Source organism: Gemmatimonadaceae bacterium, from assembly GCA_035533015.1.
GTDB lineage: Bacteria > Gemmatimonadota > Gemmatimonadetes > Gemmatimonadales > Gemmatimonadaceae > JAGWRI01.
In genome coordinates this window covers 61,480-80,751 of record DATLUQ010000035.1, presented here as the reverse complement: position 1 = coordinate 80,751, position 19,272 = coordinate 61,480, and the positions used below count along the sequence as shown (strand labels likewise).

General features: G+C 69.4%; 15 protein-coding genes. 10 read left to right on the top strand and 5 right to left on the bottom strand.

The annotated features are described in order from the left end of the window. Positions 1-2,308 (bottom strand): protein kinase (locus VNF92_07230; GenBank protein ID HVA57664.1); only part of this gene is annotated, 2,308 nt, incomplete at its 3' end. A gap of 229 nt (positions 2,309-2,537) precedes the next feature. Between VNF92_07230 and VNF92_07225 the strand changes: the two genes are divergently transcribed. Continuing rightward, positions 2,538-2,951 carry a DUF302 domain-containing protein gene (locus tag VNF92_07225; protein ID HVA57663.1) on the top strand — a complete coding sequence of 138 codons (414 nt, stop codon included), beginning with the start codon at positions 2,538-2,540 and terminating at the stop codon, positions 2,949-2,951. Positions 2,952-3,019: 68 nt separating this feature from the next. Here the strand turns inward: VNF92_07225 and VNF92_07220 are convergent, their stop codons facing one another. Further along, positions 3,020-3,241: a DUF2892 domain-containing protein gene (locus tag VNF92_07220; protein HVA57662.1), complete on the bottom strand. Its 222-nt coding sequence runs from the start codon at positions 3,239-3,241 to the stop codon at positions 3,020-3,022. 130 nt (positions 3,242-3,371) lie between these two features. After that, entirely contained in the window at positions 3,372-4,508 is a 1,137-nt protein-coding gene (locus tag VNF92_07215; GenBank protein HVA57661.1) for a hypothetical protein, read from the bottom strand. 225 nt (positions 4,509-4,733) lie between these two features. Between VNF92_07215 and VNF92_07210 the strand changes: the two genes are divergently transcribed. From VNF92_07210 to VNF92_07175, 8 genes are all read left to right on the top strand, one after another. Further along, positions 4,734-6,845, top strand: coding sequence for a S9 family peptidase (locus VNF92_07210; GenBank protein HVA57660.1), 2,112 nt, complete (start codon positions 4,734-4,736; stop codon positions 6,843-6,845). Between the two features lie 235 nt (positions 6,846-7,080). Beyond that, complete coding sequence (gene acsA, locus VNF92_07205; GenBank protein HVA57659.1) at positions 7,081-8,892, top strand: acetate--CoA ligase; 1,812 nt, start codon at positions 7,081-7,083, stop codon at positions 8,890-8,892. Beyond that, entirely contained in the window at positions 8,889-9,902 is a 1,014-nt protein-coding gene (pdhA, locus tag VNF92_07200) for a pyruvate dehydrogenase (acetyl-transferring) E1 component subunit alpha (GenBank protein HVA57658.1), read from the top strand. The genes acsA and pdhA overlap by 4 nt, the downstream gene beginning before the upstream one ends. Further along, positions 9,899-10,921, top strand: a complete 1,023-nt coding sequence (locus VNF92_07195) for an alpha-ketoacid dehydrogenase subunit beta (protein ID HVA57657.1) — start codon at positions 9,899-9,901, stop codon at positions 10,919-10,921. Before pdhA ends, VNF92_07195 begins: the two co-directional genes overlap by 4 nt. A gap of 16 nt (positions 10,922-10,937) precedes the next feature. Further along, positions 10,938-12,155 carry a dihydrolipoamide acetyltransferase family protein gene (locus tag VNF92_07190; GenBank protein ID HVA57656.1) on the top strand — a complete coding sequence of 406 codons (1,218 nt, stop codon included), beginning with the start codon at positions 10,938-10,940 and terminating at the stop codon, positions 12,153-12,155. Beyond that, positions 12,152-12,421, top strand: coding sequence for an acyl carrier protein (locus VNF92_07185; GenBank protein ID HVA57655.1), 270 nt, complete (start codon positions 12,152-12,154; stop codon positions 12,419-12,421). The genes VNF92_07190 and VNF92_07185 overlap by 4 nt, the downstream gene beginning before the upstream one ends. Positions 12,422-12,541: 120 nt before the next feature. Beyond that, on the top strand, positions 12,542-14,425 hold the full coding sequence (gene ftsH, locus VNF92_07180) for an ATP-dependent zinc metalloprotease FtsH (protein HVA57654.1): 1,884 nt from the start codon (positions 12,542-12,544) through the stop codon (positions 14,423-14,425). Beyond that, on the top strand, positions 14,422-15,288 hold the full coding sequence (locus VNF92_07175) for a helix-hairpin-helix domain-containing protein (GenBank protein HVA57653.1): 867 nt from the start codon (positions 14,422-14,424) through the stop codon (positions 15,286-15,288). The genes ftsH and VNF92_07175 overlap by 4 nt, the downstream gene beginning before the upstream one ends. Here the strand turns inward: VNF92_07175 and VNF92_07170 are convergent. Together VNF92_07170 and VNF92_07165 are read right to left on the bottom strand one after the other, a co-directional pair. Continuing rightward, the gene (locus VNF92_07170) at positions 15,221-17,956 is read right to left on the bottom strand and encodes a M14 metallopeptidase family protein (protein HVA57652.1); all 2,736 of its coding nucleotides are present in this window, start codon (positions 17,954-17,956) and stop codon (positions 15,221-15,223) included. The two genes, VNF92_07175 and VNF92_07170, sit on opposite strands and share 68 nt — an antisense overlap. Positions 17,957-18,051: 95 nt before the next feature. Further along, a complete protein-coding gene (locus VNF92_07165) occupies positions 18,052-18,606 on the bottom strand; it encodes a TlpA disulfide reductase family protein (GenBank protein HVA57651.1) in 555 nt (184 codons plus the stop codon). Positions 18,607-18,832: 226 nt separating this feature from the next. Between VNF92_07165 and VNF92_07160 the strand changes: the two genes are divergently transcribed. Next, the gene (locus tag VNF92_07160; GenBank protein ID HVA57650.1) at positions 18,833-19,240 is read left to right on the top strand and encodes a hypothetical protein; all 408 of its coding nucleotides are present in this window, start codon (positions 18,833-18,835) and stop codon (positions 19,238-19,240) included. Positions 19,241-19,272 lie beyond the last annotated feature (32 nt).

Genomic DNA, 19,272 nt, shown 5'->3' with positions numbered 1-19,272 from the left:
GCCCGAATTCCATCTCGGCCTGCGTTCCGAATTGCTTCTCGTACGCGCGCGTGACGGAATCGGCCGCCGTGTACTTGCCCTCGTTGACGAGGGCGCCGACCAGGTTCGAGTAGTTGGACACCCCGCTCGACGGCGCTTTCGCGACGCCCACGGCCAGCACCGACTCCGCGGCCGCGAACTGGCGCCGCGAATTGAACAGGATTCCCAGGTTGTTGGGGGAAATCGAATAGTCGCCAAGGGCCATGGCCTGCTGGTACGCCTGGATGGCTTTGCCGCGATCGCGCCCCGGCCCCAGGTCGTAATAGCTGGCCACCGTACTGTACCGCTCGCGATCGGTGAGGTGATCCCGGAACCGGTAGGCCTTGGCCAGCGCCGAATCCACGAGGACCGGCGACATGTTGGCGTCCTTGTACGCCACAGCCAGTCGTCGCCACGCCATGGCGAATGTCGAATCGAGGGCCACCGCCTGCTTGAGCCACTCGCTCGCCTTGGCGTAATCGAGTTGACTGAACGCGACGTCGCCCTCCGTGTACGCCTTGAGCGCCTCGAGCGAACTCGTGGTGACCGCTTCGAGCGGCGGCGAATTCTGCACGGTCTTGAGCGACTCGCCGATCTTGCCGCGCAGGTCGCGGCTGATCTGGCCCACGGTGGGGATCAACTCCGACGGACTGATGGCCGTGCCCTGGAACGAGGCGAGTTCATTTCCCGACTGCGCCGCCACGATGCGCGCCGTGACGATGAACCCATTGCCGAGTGGTGTGATGTCGCCGGTGATCGCGGCCTTCAGTCCGTCGCGCTGGGCGATCTGGCGCGCCAGGTTGGCGTCAATGCGGCTGTCGAGCGGCAGTTGCATGCGCTGCAGCGCGTCGCGGATCATACTCGCGGGCATGACGGTGATGGCGTTGGACTGGGCGAGGTCGGCGCGTACCGCCTCGGCCACCACGCCGCCCAGCGCGCTGTCTGCCCCGCCCTTGGCGCTGAACTCGCTCACGAGCAGCGGCTGATGTGCGTCGAGCTTGCCGGCGGCCAGCAGCGAGCCCGCCGGCCCGATGCCGAACGCCCGCAGGAGCATGAACACGCCGATGAGCAGCACGAACGCGCCGAGCGCGTATGCCCCGCCGACGGTGGTCCGCCGCCAGCTCATGTGCGGACTCGCCTTCATGGCGATGGTCGCCATGGTACCCTGCGGCGGCGCCGAGCCGCCCGGCGTGTACGTGGGCGTCATCGTGATCAGGCGGCGGGCGGCATGGTGGACGTACCCGGTGAACAGAATCACCGGCAGGCCCAGCGCCATCACGGCCACCGCGCCAGGGAACACCCAGCTCGGGAGCCCGATGACGATGATCGCCGACTTGGAGACGAGCGCCACCACCACGAAAGCCGCGGCGTAGAGGGCGAGCGCGCGCCACAGCGCGTACTTGCCCCCCAGCAGGATGGGCGGCAGCGCGGCGTGGCCGCCCCCGCTCGTCACCGAGTCGAGCACGCCCACCAGGTCGGCGGCGCTCTGCGGCCGGTCGGCGGCGTCCTTGGCCAGGCAGCGCATCACCATCACCGCGAGGTCGGGCGGCGTATCGGGGCGCAGCTCGGCGATCGGCTGCGGAGCCTCGCCCATTTGCGCCGCCAATAGCTTCTGCGGGGTCCGCCCCGAGAACGGCGGGCGGCCGGCCAGCAGTTCGTACGCCATGCAGCCGAAGGCGTAGAGGTCGGCGCGGTGGTCGGTGGCCGGGTCGGCGGCCGCCTGCTCGGGCGCCATGTACGCCGGCGTGCCCAGGGAGGTGCCCACCTGGGTGAGCGTGGCGTTGGGTGCCGAGGTGCGCGAGGCGCTCAGGGCCTTGGCAATGCCGAAGTCGGCGACCACGGCGGAACCGCCGGAGAGCAGCACGTTCTCCGGCTTGATGTCGCGATGTACGATCCCGCGCTCGTGCGCGTACGCCAGCGCCTTGGCCACGTCGCGCAGAATCCCTATCGCGTCGGTGATCGACAGGGCGCCGCCCCTGGCGAGCGCTGCCCGCAACGATTCACCCTCGACGAACGGCATGGTGTAGTACGGCAGCCCGTTCGTTTCGCCGGCGGCCAGCACCGGCACGATGTGCGGGTGCTGCAGCTTGGCGGCGAGCAGGATCTCGCGCTTGAACCGGTCGACGTTGACGCCGGCGGTCAACTCGGGCGGCAGCACCTTGACCACGACCTTGCGCTCGAGCGAGGTCTCCTCGGCCACGAAGACACGCGACATCCCACCGCCGCCCAACTCGCGCTCGAGTGTATAGGCCGAACCCAGCGTGGTCTGGAGTTGGTCGCGCAGGTCCATGACGGCAGGTTGAAGGTGCGGCCCACACGCCCACGGGCGGGCGCCAGTGAGTGCGTGACCAGCGGCAGACCCACTATAGTACCGTATGGGCCGGGAACCGGCTAGAACCGCGCCGACCATTGGGAGTGCCTGCTACTGCCCGAAGCGGCGCCCCGTGCAACCGCCGGATTCTCCCGCCATTGGGGCCGGCGCCGCAGCGCGGCCCTCTTACTCCGACACTGGAGCAGCGATGGTGCAGCAGACGACGCCCTACGGCCTCTCGGTCACCGTACCGCTCGCGTACGACGCGGCGGTGGAACGCGTGCGCGCCGAACTCGCCAGGGAGGGATTCGGCGTCCTGACCGAGATCAATGTTACCAAAACACTAAAAGATCGGCTCGGGATCGACTTCCGCCCGTACGTGATCCTCGGCGCCTGCAACCCCCCACTGGCCCACCAGGCGCTGAGCGCGGAGCCCGACATCGGATTGCTGCTCCCGTGCAACGTCGTGGTGTACGCGACCGACGAGCCCGGACGGACCGTCGTGGCAGCCATGGATCCTGTGGCCGCGTTGAGCCTGGCCGGCAACCCCGCCGTGGCGCCGCTCGCCGCTGAAGTGCGCGCCCGCGTGGAACGCGTGCTCGCCGCCACCGCCAGGGAGTAAGCTCACAACGACCGCGGCCGCGCGGGACTGGGGTGTCCGGCGCGGCCGTGGTCTGCACGGAAGCCGACTCAGCCGTTCGCCTTCGATCCAGGCGTGTTCGATGAAGGCGTGGCGGAGGTGGACCAGCCGAACATGCTGTACAGCGGGCAGAACGAAACCCCGGCGGTGGCGAGCAGGATCAGCCCCACCAGCCCCCACATCGACTTGGGCCCGACGAACAGCACCGACAGCAGCGCGAGTCCAAGCAGAACGCGCACCCATCGATCCACGGTCCCGACGTTGCGTGACATATGCATACCCCCGTCTTAAGGACAGACTCCCCTGCTCGCACAATGCGCCCGCATCATCCCGGCCACAGTCGGGCAGCGGCCACGCTGGCGTCGGGCTTCGCCCGACAGAGACGTCGGGCCCCCATCGGATTCAGGCGACCACCGCGCCTTCTTCGAGCGTAGCACGTCCCGGTTGCGTCCGGAAACGCAGCGTCGCCCCGACCCCTTCGCATTCGGCATCCAGCCGAGCCGCTCCCTCACCCCCGACCTCCACCAGGTGCGCGCCGTTGGCGAGAACTGCCAGCATGAGCGCCTCCGCGCGATCGGTCTCGCGCGCGAAGAAGTCACCCGTCACCAGCACCTCGCGTGCGGCACCCGCGGCCAGCGCTTCCAGTGTGCGCGTGTACCCGAGCACGGCCCGATCGCTGGCCGCCGCCCGTTCGATGAGATCGACCACTCGCGCGACCTCGTGCGCCGTTTGGAGTTGTGCCCGGCCCTCGGCGGCGGCGTGCGCGATCTCCGGTTCAGCGGCATCGGCGGCCAACCCCGGCACGTACACCGCACACTTCTGCTCGCCCTTGGTGAGGTGCTTGATCGTGTCCAGCGCCACTGTCCGATTGCCCACCAGAACGATCCAGCCACCGGGAAGCCCCGTCGTGCCGATCTGCGCGGCCACGTCGCGCACCATGCGATCGACCCCCGCGTCCATGGCGCGCTGCGCGGCGTCGGTGAGGGTCGTGCCGCGCGTGCCGCTGTGGAACCCCGGGTGCGGAGCGTCGCCCATGTGGCCTGCCCGCCCGACGTGCGCATGCGCCTGAACGCGCTCCACCCGATGTAGCGTGCCGGCCACCCACCGATAGATGTCCGCCTTGCGGACGTCGACTTGCGCCACCGTGACGGTGGGCTCGTCCCGAAGCAGGCGCACGTACGGCACCATCGCGATGCCCTTACGCCAGACCAGCGAGGCGGCGGGCACCGTGGTGGTGGGACCCGCGTAGAGAATCTCGTCGGCCGTGGCGAACGCCACCCAGCCAGGCGCGCCGTCCATGTCGTCGCTCAGCGCCATAGTCCGCGCCTCCAGCCGTTCCGCGGCGCGGTCGAACGCCGTCCGCTCCGCGTGCGGCGCGTCGGCCAGCGATTTGCGCGTGGCCACCACGGCGTTGGCAAGCGTGTGCCGCCACGAACGCCGGGCCACCCCATCGAGTTCGGTCGCGTCGATGTAGACATTGAGGACGAGCGACTCGCGCGTCCTCCGCTCGAGTTCGGCCAGTTGCGCATAGCTGAGCATGTTCGCCTCCCGTGGATCGGAACCGGGTCCCCACCGCGATCGGTGGGGACTCAAGGGCTACACCGGCAGGGTATCGCCGGCGAGCGCCACGGGCAGTCGGGTCTACGCTCACCAGGGGTCGGGGAAACCCGAGATCCGTCCAGCCGCACGGGCGGCGTTCCCCTGGCGCGTCGCCCATGGGCGCGACAGGATTGAGGACCCCGCGCACCCATAAGGAGTCCCCCCATGCGCCCGCCTCTGCCCTCCGGCTCGATCCTCGGCCACGGCACCCCACTGCACACCCGCTACGCCGCCGCGCTCGTGGTCGCGCTGGCGTCGTTCGTGTCCGCCATTCCGGCACAGCAGGTGGCGCCAAATCGCATCCACGTGAACCAGTACCTCGACTGGCAGGACGTGCAGTCGCCGCGGCTATCGCCCGACGGCTCGCAGATCGTCTACGGGCGTCGCCGCGTGGACAAGATGAACGACCGCTGGCGCACGTCACTCTGGATCATGAACGCCGACGGCACGCACGACCGCTTCCTGGCCGACGGGTCCGGCCCTGAGTGGTCGCCCGACGGAAAGCGCATCGCGTACGTGGCGCAGAATGAGCCTGGCGGCGCGCAGATCTTCGTGCGTTGGGTGGACCTCGAGGGACCGGGATCGCAGATCTCCAACCTCACCGAGTCGCCGTCCAACCTGGCGTGGGCGCCCGACGGCGCGACTCTGGCGTTCAACATGAACGTGCCCGAGCGGCCCGACCCGGAATGGCGCATTCCCATGCCGGCGCCGCCCAAGGGCGCCAAGTGGGTGGAGCCGCCAAAGATCGTGACGCGGCTCAACTTCCGCTCCGACCGCGTGGGCTACACCGACACCTACTACCGGCAGATCTTCGTGATTCCGGCCGACGGCGGCGAAGCGCGGCAACTCACCACGGGCGACTGGAACGCGTCGCCTCCCGCCTTCTCGGGCGACGGCCAGTGGGTGGCGTTCTCGTCGCTCCGCGTGCCAGACGCGGAGCACGTCTTCCGGCGTTCGGAGATCTACGCCGCGAACGTGGCCTCGGGCGAGGTCCGGATGCTGACCCACGCCTCGGGAACGAGCGGTGGACCGGTCTACTCGCCCGACGGCCGTCTGGTGGCGTACATGCACGCCGACTCGGTGGACCACTCGGCATGGTCGGAGGGCAACGTCTGGGTGATGAACGCCGACGGGTCGAACCCGCGCAGCCTCACGGCGAACCTCGACCGCCCGGTCTCGGGCATCCTGTGGGCGCCGAACGGGGCGGGCGTGTACTTCAACGTGCAGAGCGAGGGCTCGCAGAACCTGTACTTCGCATCGACCGCGGGCCAGGTGCGGCCGGTGACGATCGGCACGCAGGTGCTGGCGGTCACCGACCTCGCGCGCAATGGATTGGCCGTGGGGACACGCACCACGCCGACCATGCCCAACGACGTGGTCACGTTCACCATCCCAGCATCGGGCACCGTGTCGACGTTCGCGCAGCGTACCAACGTCGACGCGTCGATCCTCGCCGGCAAGACGCTCGCGTCGACCGAGGAGATCTGGTACACATCGAAAGACGGGCTCAAGATCCAGGGATGGATCGTGAAACCGGCGGACTTCGACCCCCACCATAAGTATCCGTTGATCCTGCAGATCCACGGCGGGCCGCAGGCCATGTACAACGTCGCGTTCAACTTCGCACGGCAGGACGAGGCGGCACGTGACTATGTGGTGCTGTACACGAACCCCCGCGGCAGCACCGGCTACGGGGCGAAGTTCACGAACCTCATCGACAACGATTATCCGGACAAGGACTTCGACGACCTGATGGCGGGCGTCGATACGGTGATCGGGCGCGGCTACGTCGATACCAACAACCTGTTCGTGTACGGGTGCTCGGGCGGCGGCGTGCTCACGGCTTGGACGGTGGGGCACACCGACCGGTTCGCGGCCGCGGTGGTGCAGTGCCCCGTGATCGACTGGATCAGTTTCGTGGGCGTGACCGACGGCGCGGGCTGGTACGGGAATTTCGCCAAGCCCTTCTGGGAAGATCCGAGCGAGTATCTCCGGCGCTCGCCCATCACCTACGTGGGGCACGTCAAGACGCCGACCATGCTCATGACCGGCGTGCTCGACCTGCGCACGCCAATCCCGCAGACGGAGGAGTTCTACCGCGCGCTGAAGCTGCGCGGCGTGCCCACCGCCATGCTGCGCATGAACAACGAGTACCACGGCACGTCGAGCACGCCGTCGAACTTTCTGCGCACGCAGCTCTATATCGAGCACTGGTTCGAGCGCTACGGGCACATGGGCAAGTCGCAGGCGGCCACGGAGACGACGCCCCAGCACTGAGCGCCGTTCGTGCCGGCTCGCGCCGCCGCTCCGGAATTCCGGGGCGGCGGCGCTTCGGTTTACGGAGCCCGGCGTCCGGACGGCTGCACTGTGAGGATTCCTCCCACGAGCGATGGCCGCCCGCCCGACAGCTTCCGCCGCGCCGCGCCCATACGTTCCGCATGACCGGAGGCGCGTGGCGCGCCCCGCGGGCGCCGTTGCGCCCCGACCGGCCTCGAACGATAGGAGCGTAGCCATGGGAACCTTCGTCGAGCGATCCTCCGCCCGCACCGGCCACGGTTCGGCGCTACGCGTCTTTACCAAGGACGGGGATCACCGCGAACCGGCCCCTGCGATGCCGGACTATGAGGCCGCGTGCGCCCGCTTCTCCTGGTCCGACGTGCTGCACGGCGAGCTGGACGGGCTGCCGGATGGCGGGGGCCTGAATATCGCATACGAAGCCGTGGACCGGCACGCCCAGGGCGCGCACGCCGGCCACGTGGCGTTAAGATGGTTGGGCCGGACCGGAGACCGCGTCACGCTGACGTATGCCGAGTTGGGCGCGCTGACGAGTCGCTTCGCCAACGTGCTCGCGTCACTCGGCGTGGCCAAGGGCGATCGTGTGTTCGCGCTGGCCGACCGCGTGCCGGAGCTGTACGTGGCCGCGATCGGCACGATGAAATACGGCAGCGTATTCTGTCCGCTGTTCTCGGCGTTCGGACCGGAACCGATCAAGGCGCGCCTCACCATCGGGGGCGGCACCGTGCTGGTGACGACCCCCTCGCTCTACAAGCGCAAGGTCGCCGGCATTCGCGACCAGTTGCCGGATCTCCGTCACGTGCTGCTCGTGACGCCGCCCAACGCCGCCGAGGTGCCGGGCACCCAGAATCTCGCGGCGCTCCTTGCCCGGGCCAGCGATCGGTACACCATCGCGCCCACGGACGAGGAGGACATCGCGCTGCTGCACTTCACGAGCGGCACCACCGGAGTGCCCAAGGGCGCCGTTCACGTGCACGGCGCCGTCGTGGCGCATCACATCACGGGCAAGCTCGCGCTGGACTTCCACAAGAATGACGTGTTCTGGTGTACCGCCGACCCAGGGTGGGTGACGGGCACGTCGTACGGCATCATCGCGCCGCTCACCAACGGCATCACGAGCGTCGTGGACGAGGCCGACTTCGACGCGCAACGCTGGTACCGGATTCTCCAGGACGAGCAGGTGACGGTGTGGTACACGGCGCCGACGGCGATCCGCATGCTCATGAAGGCGGGCGCTTCGTTGGCAAAGTCGTATGACCTGAGCCACCTCCGGTTCATCGCCAGCGTTGGCGAACCGCTGAATCCCGAGGCGGTGGTGTGGGGTGCCGACACGTTTGGCATGCCGATCCACGACAATTGGTGGCAGACCGAGACCGGTGGGATCATGATCGCCAACTTCCGCTCCATGGACGTCCGCGTGGGGTCGATGGGCCGGCCGCTGCCTGGCATTGAGGCGGCGATCGTCAATCACGCCGATATCGGCGTCGAGGTCATCGACACGCCCGACGTGCAGGGCGAACTGGCCCTCAAGCCCGGCTGGCCGTCGATGTTCCGCGGCTATCTCGGCAACGAGGAGCGATACCGCGAGTGCTTCGTCGACGGCTGGTATCTCACCGGCGACCTCGCCCGACGCGACGCCGACGGCTATTACTGGTTCGTGGGCCGCGCCGACGACGTGATCAAGTCGTCGGGCCATCTCATCGGACCGTTCGAGGTGGAGAGCACGCTGCTCGAGCACCCCGGAGTGGCCGAAGCGGCGGTGATCGGCAAGCCCGATCCGGTGGCGGGGCAGATCGTGAAGGCGTTCGTGTCGCTCCGCGAGGGATACACGCCCACGGACGAACTGCGGCTCGACCTGCTGGGATTCGCACGCAAGCGGCTCGGGGCCGCCGTAGCCCCCAAGGAGATCGCCTTCCTCGACACGCTGCCGCGCACGCGCAGCGGAAAGCTCATGCGCCGGCTGCTGCGCGCCCGCGAGGAGGGGTTGCCCGAGGGCGACCTCTCCACGCTGGAGGAGCCGTCCCGATGACGGCCCCGGCCTCCACGCCCATGGGCCCGCCCGCAGCAACCGGCGACGGCGCGCATGCGGTGGCGCTGCTGCGTGACATGGTGCGCATCCGGCGCCTGGAAGAACGCTGCGCCGATCTCTACCAGGCCGAAAAGATCCGCGGCTTCCTGCATCTGTACATCGGCGAGGAGGCAGTGGCCGTGGGGGTCCTGCAGGCACTCACTCCCGAGGACGCCGTGGTGGCCACGTACCGTGAACACGGCCACGCGCTGGTGCGGGGCGTGAGCGCACGCCGCATCATGGCCGAGATGTTCGGTAAGCGCGCCGGGTGCAGCGCGGGACGCGGAGGCTCGATGCACCTGTTCGATGCCGCCACGCGATTCTTCGGCGGCAACGCGATCGTCGGCGGCGGACTGCCGCTGGCCGTGGGGCTCGCGCTCGCCGATGTGATGCAGGGTCGTGCCCGCGTCACGGCGTGCTTCTTCGGCGACGGCGCCGTGGCCGAAGGCGAGTTCCACGAAGCGCTCAACCTGGCCGCGCTCTGGCGCTTGCCAGTGCTGTTCTGCTGCGAGAACAACCTGTACGCCATGGGCACGGCGCTGGACCGGGCGCAGGCCGAGACCAACCTCGCGCTCAAAGCGGCAAGCTACCGCATCCCCGCCTGGACGGTTGACGGCATGGACGTCGAAGACGTGGAGCACTCGGCGCGCACGGCGGCCGAAGCCGTGCGCGCCGGCGAGGGGCCGCACCTGCTCGAGTTCCGCACCTACCGCTTTCGCGCCCACTCGATGTTCGATCCGGAGCTGTACCGCAGCAGGGACGAGGTCGAGCAATGGAAGGCGCGCTGCCCGATCGGCACGTTCGAGGCCCGGCTGCGCGAGCGCGGGCTGCTGGACGACGCGCGGATGCAGGACATCGAGGCGGCCGCCGCCGCCGAGGTCGACGACGCCGTGGCCTTCGCCGACGCCGCGCCGCTCGAAGACGTCGCCACCCTCACGCGCTACGTGTACAGCGGGGAACCGTCGCCGTGACCGCCGTCCCCCCGGAACGCGCAGCACGCGACGTCCCCGCCACGGTGCGTACGACGTACCGCGAGGCCGTGCGCGAAGCGATCCGCGCCGCCATGCGGGCCGACCCGCGCGTGTTCCTCATGGGCGAGGACGTCGGCCGATACGGCGGCTGCTATGCCGTGAGCAAGGGACTGCTCGCGGAGTTCGGGCCGGAACGCATCCGCGACACGCCGCTTTCCGAATCGACATTCGTCGGCGCCGGTATCGGCGCCGCGCTCGGCGGCATGCGTCCCATCGTCGAGATCATGACGGTGAACTTCAGCTTGCTTGCCCTGGACCAGATCATGAACAACGCGGCGACGCTGCTGCACATGTCGGGCGGGCAGTTCAATGTGCCGCTGGTGATCCGCATGGCGACGGGCGCTGGCCGGCAGCTCGGCGCGCAGCATTCGCACAGCCTCGAAGGGCTGTACGCGCACATTCCGGGGCTCAAGGTCCTGGCGCCGGCCACGATCGCCGACGCGCGCGGCATGCTGGGCACCGCACTCGCCGACCCCGACCCGGTGGTGATCTTCGAGCACGCGCTGCTCTACAACCTCGAAGGCGAATTGGCCGCCGACGCCGGTCCGGTGCCGATCGACCGCGCGGCGGTGCGGCGCGAAGGCGACGATGCCACGCTGATCACCTTTGGCGGGATGCTGGGACGCACACTCGAAGCGGCCGACCAACTGGCCACCGCAGGAGTGAACGCCGAGGTGATCGACCTGCGCACATTGCGGCCGCTGGACATGGACACCGTGCTCACTTCGGTGCGCCGAACGCACCGCGCCGTGATCGTCGACGAGGAGTGGCGCAGCGGAAGCCTGTCGGCGGAGATCAGCGCCCGGATCATGGAGCACGCGTTCTATGACCTCGACGCCCCCGTGGGTCGCGTCTGCGGCGCGGAGGTTCCCATTCCGTACGCGCGACACATGGAACAGGCGGCCCTGCCCCAGGTGCCGGAGATCGTCGCCGCCGTGCGTGCAACGCGCGATGGATGAGCCGGAACCATCGCCCATGCCCCGCGCCGCCGCCGTGCCCGCCGCTGACCACGTGAACGATTTCCGCATGCCGTCGCTCGGCGCCGACATGGAGTTCGGCACGCTCGTCCGCTGGCACGTGAAGCCCGGCGAGCATGTGCAGCGCGACGCCATCATCGCCGAAGTGGAAACGGAAAAGGGCGTATTCTCGGTGGAGAGCCCGGTGGACGGCGTCGTGGCGGCACTCGCCGTCGCCGAAGGCACCAAGGTGCCGGTCGGCACGGTGCTCGCGACCTTCGGCGCAGCGGCAGCCACCACAGTGGCGCCCGCGATCCCGCCGGCCGCACCTGCACCCGCGCCCGCACCGCCACCAGCGGCGGCGAAGGTCGTGCCATCGGCGCCCGCCCCGCCCGCGCCCGCTCTCTCACCACGGCTCCGCGCCTCACCCGTGGCCCGCAAGCGCGCCGCCGAGCTCGGCGTGGACCTCGCCGCGCTCTGGCGCGACGAACGCGACCACGCCATCACATTGGCCGAAGTCGAGCGGGCGGCGGTGCCACCGCCGTCCGCGCCGCGGGCGCCGGCGGACGACGCGAAGGCCGCAATGCGCCGGGCCGTGTCCGCGGCCGTGTCTCGCGCCAACCGCGAGATCCCGCACTACTACCTGAGCACGAGCATCAGCCTCCGCCGTGCGCTCGCGTGGTTGCAGAACCAGAACGCGACGCGGCCGGTGGACGAGCGAGTACTTCCCGCTGCCTTGCTACTCAAAGCCGTCGCCACCGCGCTGGGCGAGTACCCGAACCTGAACGGCTACTGGATCGACGGCGCCGCGCAACCCAGTGCCACGGTCCACCTCGGAGTGGCGATCTCGCTCCGTGGCGGCGGCCTCATCGCTCCGGCCATTCACGACGCCGGCGCCAGGACGCTGGCCGAAATGATGGACGCCCTACGCGACCTCGTACGGCGCGCACGCGAGGGCGGCCTGCGCGGCTCCGAGATGACGGATGCGACCGTGACCGTGACCAACCTCGGCGACGAGGGGGTGGAGACGGTGTTCGGCGTCATCTACCCGCCCCAACTCGCACTGATCGGTTTCGGCAAGATCGCCGAGCGGCCCTGGGCAGAGGCGGGCATGCTCGGCGTCCATCCCGTGGTCACGGCGACGCTCGCCGCCGATCATCGCGCAACCGACGGGCATTACGGCGGCCGGTTCGTGGCCGCCCTCGACCGGCTGCTGCAGGCGCCGGAGACGCTGTGACCCGCGAACAGATCCGAGCCGTCCTGCTGCAAGCGTTGTCGCGGATCGCCCCCGAAGTAGCGCCCAGCGAGATCGACCCGGCGACGAGCCTCCGCGAGCAGGTCGACATCGATTCGATGGACTTCCTGAATTTGATGATCGCCCTGCGGCGGGACTTGGGCGTGGACGTGCCCGAGACCGACTACGGGAAGCTGCGCTCGCTCGATGATTGCGTGGAGTATTTCCTGGCCAGGGTCTCGGCACCGGCCGCCCCGACTTCCCGCTGACCCCGCGCGGCCCGCGGGGCGCCCCGCGTGTCGGCCAATGCCTGACGCCACGTGCCCGCGCCCCTGATGCCCTGAGGGTCGATAATTCCGCACGTTGCACATGGCGCACGAGGAGTGGCCATGGCAGAGCGCGAGCAGACTCCCAATCGCAACCGTGAAGATCCAGCCCAACCGCCAAAGGCGCGGCTCCGGATCTGGCTGTTCTGGCTCGCCATCGTCTCACTGTTGCTATTGCCCGAACTGTTCTCGCCCACGTTCGGGCAGCAGGAGGTTCCCTACAGCACGTTCCTGCAGAAGCTCGATTCGGGGCTCGTGCGGTCGGTCCAGGTGGGCGACAGCTACGTCAGCGGAACGCTCGCCGCCCCCGGCATACACGGGGACACCACGTTCTACACGACGCGCGTGGATCCGTCGATCGCCGACCAGCTACGCGCGCGCGGCGTGGCGTTCTCCGGCGCGCCGCGCAGCGAATGGACCAATGGACTGCTGGTCTGGTTCCTGCCCGCCGTGTTGTTCGTGGGCGTGTGGTGGCTCTTGGCGCGGCGCACGCTCGGCCAGCAGCCCACGGGGCTGTTCGGCGTGGGCAAGAGCCGCGCCCGCGTCTATGCCGAGAAGGACACCAAGGTCACGTTCGACGACGTGGCGGGGGTGGACGAGGCGAAAGCCGAATTGAAGGAAGTCGTATCGTTCCTGCGCGATCCGGCGAGTTTCGGCCGGTTGGGCGCGCACCTGCCCAAGGGCGTGCTGCTCGTGGGTCCGCCCGGCACGGGCAAGACGCTGCTGGCGCGGGCCGTGGCCGGCGAGGCCGGTGTGCCGTTCTTCTCGATCAATGGATCGGAATTCGTGGAGTTGTTCGTGGGCGTGGGAGCGGCCCGCGTGCGCGACCTGTTCGCGCAGGCGCGCCAGAGCGCCCCGTGCATCATCTTCATTGACGAGGTGGACGCGCTCGGGCGGGCGCGCGGGGCGAGCGTGATCACCGGTTCGAACGACGAGAAGGAGCAGACGCTCAACCAGCTGCTGGCCGAGATGGACGGGTTCGATCCGAAGAGCGGCGTGGTGCTGCTGGCGGCCACCAATCGGCCGGAGATTCTCGATGCCGCGCTGCTGCGTGCCGGCCGGTTCGACCGGCAGATCCTCGTCGACCGCCCCGACCGCGGCGGCCGCGTGCAGATCCTGCGCGTGCACGTGCGCCAGGTACCGCTCGATCCCGCACTGGATCTCGACCAGGTGGCGGCGCTCACGCCGGGGTTCACGGGCGCCGATCTGGCGAACCTGGTGAACGAGGCCGCGCTCGTCGCCACGCGGCGCGGGGCCGAATCGGTGAATGTCGACGACTTCTCCCAGGCCGTGGAACGCCTCGTGGCGGGGCTCGCCAAGCGCAGCCGCGTGCTCAGCGCGCGCGAGCGGGAGATCACGGCGTACCACGAGATGGGACACGCGCTGGTGGCGCTCGCCACGCCGGGCGCCGACCCGGTGCAGAAGGTCACGATCATCCCGCACGGGTTGGGAGCGCTGGGCTTCACGCTGCAGCGCCCCTCCGAAGAGCGGTACATCGCCACGCAGGGCGAGCTGGAGGGCAAACTCACGGTGATGCTCGGCGGCCGGGCCGCGGAACTGGCGGTGTTCGGCGAACTCTCCACCGGCGCCGCCGACGACCTGGTGCGTGCCACCGACCTGGCCCGCGAGATGGTCACCCGGTTCGGGATGGACGAGACGGTGGGCCACGTGGTATACGGCTCGGCGCAGAGCGCACTGCTGCCGGGGCCCGCCTACGTGCCCGGCGAGCCGCCGCCATACGGCAGCGAGACGGCTCGCGAAGTCGAGGAGGCGGTGCGCCGCCTCGTCCAGGAAGCGCTCGGACGAGCCCTGACGCTCCTGGAGGCCAACCGCGGCCCGCTGGACGAGGGCGCGCACCTGCTCATGGAGCGCGAGACGCTCACCCGCGATCAGCTGCCCGCGCTGACGTCCGGGCCCAACCGCGAACTCGCCCCGGTCGCGCCATGACGACCACGCTTGCGCCGCCCGCTCTATCCAACGACGAGATCGCCCGCCGGTTCGACGACGTCGCGGCGTTGCTCGAAGCGCAGCAGGCTGGCCAGTACCGGGTGCAGGCCTGGCGCGCCGGCGCCGAGCGCCTGCGCCACACCGACCGCCCCGCCGCCGACATCCTCGCCGACGAGGGGTTGGATGGGCTGGAGGCGCTGCCGGACATCGGCCCGGCGCTCGCCCGCGCCATACAAGAACTCGTACAGTCGGGCACGCTGGCCATGCTCCGGCGGTTGCACGGCGACAGCGACCCGGTGGCCCTGCTCGCCTCCGTGCCGGGCGTGGGCCCCACGCTGGCCCGTCGCGTGCACGACGAACTGGACATCGACACGCTCGAGGGGCTCGAAGCGGCCGCGCACGACGGGCGCCTGGCGGGAGTGCCGGGGTTCGGCGCCAAACGCGTGGCCGGCATCCGCGATGCGCTCGCCACGCGGCTCCGCCGGCGCGGGCGCCTGCCCGACGAGATGCCCGCGCCGCTGTCGGTGAGCGAACTGCTCAACGTGGATCGCGAATACCGCGAGAAGGCACGGCGAAACGAGCTGCCGCTCATCGCGCCCCGTCGCTTCAATCCGCGAAACGAGCGCTGGCTGCCCGTGCTCCATACCACCCGCGGCGGACGCCACTACACGGCGCTGTTCTCGAACACCGCGCTGGCGCACAGGTTGGAACGCACCCACGATTGGCTGGTGCTGTACTACGACGGGCACGACGGCGAACACCAGTGCACCGTCGTCACCGCCACGCGCGGAGCCCTCAAGGGCCGCCGCGTGGTGCGCGGGCGCGAGGCGGAGTGCATCGCCCACTATCACACGGGGCGATAGCCGGCGCCGTCCAGAATCCGGGCGTGCCTTTGGCTCCCGCCGACACGCGGCCGCCGAACAGCGCCGCATTGAGCACCACGCGGTAGGTGCCCACCGGCTGCCCGCGCCACTGCGGCCGGAATCCCACCAGCACCACGTGCCCTTTGCCGTGCTGCACGTCCAGCGCCGCCGCGTATCCCTGGAGGTATTTCTCGCCCAGCAGGTAGCCCGACCGCAGCGGGGAGCCCGCGGTCTGGTAGGTGGCCAGCGCCGAGCCGGCGAACCCAGTGAGCGTGGTGAACACCGGGCTGTCGTCGAAGAACACGTCGGCCTGCGCCGGCATGCCGGCCATGACGGGGTGCGCCGGATCGGCCGTCACCCGCAGAATCGATCCGCTGGCGAAGAAGTCCTTCCGCTGGAGATCGCCGACCACGTTGCGCACCGGCAGGTGCAACTGGTCGATGGCGAACTGGGCGCTCGCGTTGAGGGTGACCAGCGTGCCGCCCGCAATCACGAAGTCGTCGAGCGCTCCGACCCCCACGGCGCCGAGGCCGCCCTCGTACCGCGGGGGCACGGTGCCGTGCGCGTAGCCGTCCATGATCGAACGCGGAGAATCGGAGGCGATGAGGATCACGTCGAACCGCGCGTTGAGGTCGCCCGCCTGGATGTCGGCATTGGTGAGCACGCTATACTTGAACTCATATTGGTCGAGCAGCCACTGCGTCCACCCCTCGTCCATGCTGGCCGTCCACGGCTTGTACACCGCGATGCGGGGACGCACGGCCATCGCGCCCGCCGCGTTCGCCACCCGCTCCCCGCGCACGGCGAGCGCCGTGGCCAGCGCATCCAGTTTGTCGGGGGAAAGCCCCGACACCAGATACCGTCCGCTCGCGCCAGGCCCGCCCGGCTGGAACGCCACCGCGCCCCCGGCCGCGAGCGCGCGGTTGAGGAAGCGGAACACATTGTTCTGCGCCGGGTCGAGCGCCGCCACCGCGCCCGCGCCCGAGAGGCCGCCCGGCAGCGGCTCGATGCCCGCCGCTTCGGCGTTGGTCTCCAACGGGGCGCCGGGGGCGGTGCGCCAGTCCACGGGCTTACCCGCCACGGGTGCCAGCGCGCCGGCGAACTCTTCGGACAGCGGTTCGGCCGCTTCCACCACGCGCACGCCCATCTGATAGGGCAGTGTCCAGCCCGCGGCGTCGTACGGCTGCTCCGGAGGCCCGCCCGGAAATTCGCGCAGGTCCGGATAGTCCTGCGGCTCCATGAGTTGCTTCACGAACTGCGCGAACTCCTGGTCCATGGGAATCACCCACGTGCCGGCGGGATACGTCACGCCGTCGTACGCCGCGGGGCGCGACAGCGCCTCGATGCGCACGCCATTGAACGCGAACCGCTTGAGCATGTCGGCCGCCGCCACGGGATCGTGCTGCGCGCGGGGGACGATGTAGGCGAAGGGCGGGTTCTTCCGGTAGCGCGCGATCGTCTTGGTGCCCGCCACGTATCGGTTGTAGAGAATCTCCTCGCGGTACTTGGCGGCATAGTCCAGCACGGCGAGCGACGCCGTCTCCATGTAGTCCACCGCGTCGCGCAGCCGCCACCATCCACCCTTCCACGGGCTGGGATACAGGGAACGCGGTCGCAGGTCGCGGTATTCGGGCGGGAAATCGCGGATCGTGTAGAAGTGGGGCGTCGCGTACTGGTACAGCGCGGTCTCGGTCCAGAAGGCGTCGATGTTCATGAGCATCGGCATATAGTCGATGTAGCCGGGATACCAGGCGTCGAACCCGGTGCCCATGTGCGTGGCGCCCGGCATGCCGTGCGACTCGAGCTCCTGCGCGATCGTCATGCCGATGGTGTTCACCTCGCGCGACATGAGCGCCGGCACCTCCGGCGCGATCGGCTCGGCGAACGGCGGCAGCCAGATGCGCGTGGGCACCGGCGACGACTGGTGGTGCACGTAGATGATGTCGGGCTCCCACTCCCGCCAGGTGCGCGCGATGACGCGCGATTCGACCACGTTGAGCATGTAGGCGTCGCGGTTGTCGTCGTGACCCACGTATTTCTCGTACAACTCGTGCAGCGGGGCCACCTCGTACGGCGTACCGACGTTTTCCTCGTACCAGTGCACCACGATGTTCTGTCCGTCGGGATTGATCGACGGCCAGAGCAGCAGCACGTCGTTGTCCAGAATCTCCTTCATCTCAGGATCGTCGGCGTGCGCCAGCAGGTCATACGCCAGCTGGATGGTGTGCTGCGCGCCGGCCACTTCGCTGGCGTGAAGGCCGCCGCTGATGTCCACGAACGCGCGCCCCTCCCGCGCCAGCAGATGCGCGTCGACGGCGGCCAACCCCTCGGGATGCGCCAGCCGCTGCGCGATGTCTCGGTAGTGATCGAGCTTGGCCAGGTTCTCGGGCGACGAGATGATGGCCAGCGTCCACGGGTGTCCGTTGGCCGTCACCCCGACGTCCACCAGCTTGATGCGATCGCTCACCGCGGCCAACCGCTTGAAGTAGGCGATGGACGCGTCGTAGTCGATGAGGTGGAAGTCGGCCCCCACCGGAAATCCGAACACCGATTGCGGCGTGGGAATGACCGGCCGCTGGGCGTGGGCCACGGCCGGCGCGGCCAGGGACGCGACGGCGAGCGCCAGGGCAAACGCGACGGGCGTACGACGAAGATCACGCGGCTCCATCTGCATTCTCCGGATGGTGGGACGGCGGGGGCCCGACGCGGCGGGCGTCGAACGTCCGAATATGAACCGGCGCGCGCCGGGGGACCAGCGGCCCGCTACGGACGGCCGCCGAACAGCAGTGAATCGACCATTGCGCGGCTCGCGCCCGATGCCCAGTCACGCACGAACTGCGTGCCGACAATGCGGCCGTCCGCCGAGATGAAGAAGGTCTCGGGTACGCCGCGCACCTGGTAGCGGTCCCTCGCACGCGAGCGGCGGTCGTGCAGCACGTCGAACGTGAGTCCGTACCGGCTCACGAAGGCACGAATTGCCGGGTCGGCGCCGGGATCGTCCACGCTCACGGCCACGATGCGCAGCCCGCGCGGGCCATCGTCGCGATACAGTTGCTCGAAGCTCGCCATCTCCTCGCGGCAGGGCTGGCACCAGGTGGCCCAGAAGTTGAGCAGCACGGGATGGCCGGCGTAGTCGCTCAGCGCGCGCGTTGCGCGCGAGGCATCCACTGTCGTGGCTTCGAACGCCGGCGCCAGGGAACCGGCCGTGACGGGCGCCGGCGCCGTGGCCAGCCATCCGCGCAGCAGCCACGCGGCACCCGCCACGAACGCCGTCACGCCGATGGCCGCGAGCGCCCACGGCCGGCGCGGTTCCGTCACGCGATCGGGATCGACATGCTCCGAAATAAATATCGGCCTCGCAGTTTCCGCTTCCCCCAGCTCGGACTCGGCACCGGCGGCCACCTGCGGCGGCGGCGGGCCGGCCAGCGTGACACTTTTCGGTCCCGCAGGTGTCTTCTTATGAGGTCCGGGCGTCTTCAACCCGGGCATCGTCGACGCGCATCCATTCCGGTTGCTTCCACGCCCGCCGCACGGAGTTCTCGATATGACGCGGTTCTCGCTCAGATTTTCGGCTCTCACCCTACTGATCGCTGCGGCCGGCACGATCAGCGCGTGCAACACAGGCGTTGCCAATCCCGCCTCGGGGCTTCACATGGTCGGCACCTACCAGCTGGTGGCCGTCGATGGCACGGATCTTCCCGCCCAGACCGATTCGGGCATCTTCGTGCGCGGTTCGCTCATCATTGGCTCCGATGTGAAATTCACCCTGAGCCAGACGGACAGCAGCGCCGGCACGACGTCCACGTTCACGGCCTCCGGGCAATGGACCGTGCTCGGCAACAACCTCACGCTCATCGCGTCGAACTCATCGGTGTACGCCGCGACCCTGTCCCTGTCGCAGGACACCGTCACCGTGCCCGTCAACGGGCATACGAGTACGTTCGCGAAATAGCGCCGAGCTCCCTTCTCTCCGCACCCTTGCCG